Below are 3931 nucleotides of genomic sequence, written 5' to 3'. Positions count from 1 at the left end.
AGGACCGACTGCACCCAAAACTCCAGGAATTCAATGTTATTCTGCGTGAGATCCTCCTGTCCGGCGGGAAGCGTCGTCGTCATCCCTCCCCAGCTGCGCTCCGGCTCATTCTCCAGCAGGTCCCGAAGATTCCTGTTGTAGTTATACGGTCCCCGTTCGGTGGGATTATAATAGAGATCCAGGGTCCGGATAAAATTTTCTTCGGTTAGTACATCCCTGTTGGGAAATACATCCGTCACTTTGACAAGCTGCGATTCCGGCGTGCGCTGGGCCCCATCGAGGATATCATCAATATTTTGGGGTATGGTATACCATGAAAAGGTGCTGCGCAGATCAGAACGGTCGATCTTATCCGTAATCGTATTAGACGGGTTGGTCGGGGGATCCTCCTCAAAAAAGATCGCATCAGGCTCATAGCCCGGCAGCGCCGCCGGAGCAGCCGCAAGATTCCACTGCGATGGGTTCACAAAACTGAGTCCGACTTCAGAGCCTTCGAAATCATCAATAAAGGAGAGCCCGTTTTCTTCGTCTTCAAAAAGGCGGTTGTCACTGATCGCATCATTGACGGCGGCGGTTCGCGATACATCGGGACGAAGTTGCGCGAATTCACCACTCAGACCTATGGCTGAAGGTTCTTTGGTATGCAGCAGGGGCACGCGATCGATTAATCGAGTCAGCCAGGGAGCGTCAAAATAGGCGTTGGCATCCAAACCAAGCACCGCGTTGCTGACCGGCTCGTCCCCGATGCGAATTTTATCCTGCAACGGCTTCTCTTTTAGCTTAAAATAGGTGCTCCCGATGTTGAAATTATCCGTAATACGGTATTCAGCACGAAGTCCCGTAAAGTTTTTCTGGCCTATTTGCGCCAGCTGGTTATTTTCATACTCAATCCTTATCTGTTGTCCTCTCTGCAGGTACTGCTCATTCAGTATGGTGATACTGCCAATGGAATAATCCACCGCGTAATCGGTCCCCTCCTGCAGCTCTTGTCCCCCCGCAAACACTCTGACGGACCCCTCTACCAGCGAATAGCCGAGACTATAGCTGGCGGAGGTTGCTCCTTTGGCCTGTCCCTCAATCAGGTAAAAACTATTTTTTGAATTTTGGCTGGCATTCTCCTTGCGTTCGCTATACAGTTCATCAAAGGCAACCGCATTAATCTCCTCCTGTCCCAGTCCGCCCTCTGCCAACAATTCTTCCACCCGGTTGCCAAAAGGTTGCAAATAGGGAAAAATAATTTTGCCGGTGGCGGGATCGAGGACGCTGGTACTGAAGTCAATTCTGTTATCGGGATTAAGGGCCCCCTGCTGGTCTACCCGGTCGAGTCCCAGATCCTGCAGCAAAACCGTATTGCGCGCCGGCAGAGAACTGCTCGGCACATTTTGCTCGGTATATTTCACATCCAGGTCCAGCCCGTCAGGCGTCAGATTCGTGGCCCCGATGGAATAGACGTTTTTCATCATCAGGGCCCACAGCGGGTTGCTGGTGGTCACGGTCTGGGGACGAATGAGCTTCAGGTAGATGCGGTTACCGCCGCCCGGACTCACATCACCGATGCTGATCGTCTGGCCGGTCTGCGGATCTGCATACTTGAATGAGACAGCCAGGGCCTGTCGTGAACCCAGGTTTCGTTTGAGAGAAATATATCCCAGGTACCGGTTCAGTTCGTAGTCCACGCCCTCCTCGAGAGGAATAAAATATCCTTCCACAAAGGCGGCGGGATCCACGCCAAAATCACCGGCGGAAACACCCAGGGACGGGTCCCGAAGCTGATCGAGCAGGTTCTCCGGAAAGATATCTTCATCCTGGTCCGGGGCCGCATAACTGCTGTCCGCATTTTGTACAACTCCCAGGTCGGCAAGCGCTATAGCCTGCCGTTCGCCTGCCGCGGGCTGCGAGGTTTCCCGCAGCGCCCACACATTCACTTCCGTGAGTTCCAGCGCTTGTCCCAATTGCTGTGGATTCGAAACATTCTCCTCAAACTGCTGGCGCGTAAAAAAGTCCATAAAAAAGTGACGGTCGTCCTCGTAGTCCACAGGACGAATGGCGAGTTCTTTTTCCTGGGCGCCGCCGATAATGGTTTCGGTTCTTTCCTCACCCTCCTGCTGAGAGAGCACCGAAGTCAATCTAAGCGAGCCAAGCTGCATAATGGACTTCACTCCAAAAAGTGCACTGCCCCCGCGGATGAGCGAATTGCCGGTCTGCATCGACACGTTTCCCATCTCCAGGTGCTGTATAATTTCATCCTCATAGCCCTCATACAGAATATTGACCCGGTTCATAAAGTCAAATGCCCGCTCGGTATCCCAGTCCGTCTGTATCGATAACTTATCTCCGATTGTCCCCTGTATATTAAGCTGCAGGCTTTGCTCGAAGGTAGGGTCAATCTGGGTTTGCCGGTCAGGCGGAATGCTGGGATTTTCCGTTTTTTGGATCGACGCCCCGATATTCATATTGGCCGTACCGTTAACACTTAAATTGACTTCCGGCTTGCCAAATATAGTTGTAAATGTGGATTCCTCACCGCCGGGGACATCCACCCTGAAATCCAGCAACCCCTCCCTCGCCTGTTCTGTGCTTTGCTCATTCATGATTTGATTCCAGTTTTCCCGGATCGCATGTTGCCTGTATTGTTTTGCATATTCATCAAAATCCATTACATACGGAAGGGCCACCGGTCTCTGAAACAGCAGTCTCTGGCTTCGATAATAACCCAGCGAATCGCGTTGCACAGATATCTGCTCTTCCGGCAGGCGAACATAAAAAAGACGGGGTTGAATGAGCGTAAAAGGATAGGAAACAGGTCCAGGATGCAACAGTCGCGGAAGCGTATCACTGGCAGCGGGCCACATAAGCGTACCAGACCTTCCAGGCGGTCTCTCCTGGCTAAAGGACAAGGAGATACTGGCAAAGCAAAACAGGAAAAGAGAAGCCCCAAATATATTTGCTTTAAGCTGCACGTATAGTGTTGAATATATTTTTGTTGATTTGTCAACCAAAGAAATAGTATCGCTTAGCTATACGCAGCCTCCTTTTAACAATTTGCAAATGGTGATATACGTTAATAAAGATGATAAATGTTAAACTTTTTTCTTGAAAGTAGAAACTTTTGCCTCAGCACGGTACAATCATCCTATTTTGTAAAGAGGGAGTATAGGCGTAATTTAAGGCTTGTTCAATAGAATAGATGTTATGCGATTGATACCCAATAAACTACAACTTGATGTTCTGAAGAGGCACGCAGGGCCCTTTGTATTCTGTTTTCTTACCCTGATGTTTCTGCTGCTCATGCAGTTTTTGATTCTGTATATAGACATGCTGGTCGGTAAAGGACTGCCTTTGGGTATCATCGTAGAACTTATTATCACCAATTTGGCTTCCATGGTGGTATTGGCCATGCCCATGGCCGTGTTAGTTGCCTGCCTGATGGCATTCGGAAAAATTACCGAGCTCAATGAACTGGCGGCTCTCAAGGCAGCGGGCATCAATCCCATCCACCTGGTCAAACCGGTACTCGTGGCGGGAGTTCTCCTTTCTGTTTTTTTAGCTTGGTTTTCAAACGATGTGCTTCCCGACGCCAACCAGCGGGCACGATCGCTGTTTATCGATATCCGGCTTAAAAAGCCCGGCTTCGATCTCAAGCCCGGTGAATTTTATGATGGTATTGACGGCTATACCTTTTTGGTCCAGGATATGACCGATGAATCCGATACCCTGCGCGATGTTACCGTTTACCAGCAGCCCAACCGCAACCGCAAGGAGGCCTTTATTAAAGCCCAAAAGGGCCGGCTGGAAAGCGAACATCAGGGTCAGACGATGAACCTGTACCTTCACAACGGATCCATACTTCGTTTTTTGGATCGGAGAAAAGAGGGGAAAAAGATAACGGTTCTCGAAGAGACCGATTTTAACCGGTACCGTATCAGTTTTG

At 50.0% G+C, this 3931-nt stretch carries 2 protein-coding genes; one reads left to right on the top strand and one right to left on the bottom strand.

Annotated features, from left to right (window positions below; all coding sequences use genetic code 11):
• Nucleotides 1–2960, bottom strand: a 2960-nt coding sequence (gene sprA, locus ACESLU_RS12620) for a cell surface protein SprA (RefSeq protein WP_372638996.1), incomplete at its 3' end; no start/stop codon positions are given.
• A 232-nt stretch (nucleotides 2961–3192) separates the two neighbouring features.
• Between sprA and ACESLU_RS12615 the strand changes: the two genes are divergently transcribed.
• On the top strand, nucleotides 3193–3931 hold a 739-nt coding region (locus tag ACESLU_RS12615), incomplete at its 3' end, for an LptF/LptG family permease (RefSeq protein WP_372638995.1).

The organism is Fodinibius sp. (assembly GCF_041642155.1).
Lineage (GTDB): Bacteria > Bacteroidota > Rhodothermia > Balneolales > Balneolaceae > Fodinibius.
Note: the sequence above shows the minus strand (reverse complement) of the source record. Positions and strands in the feature narration are given on the sequence as shown.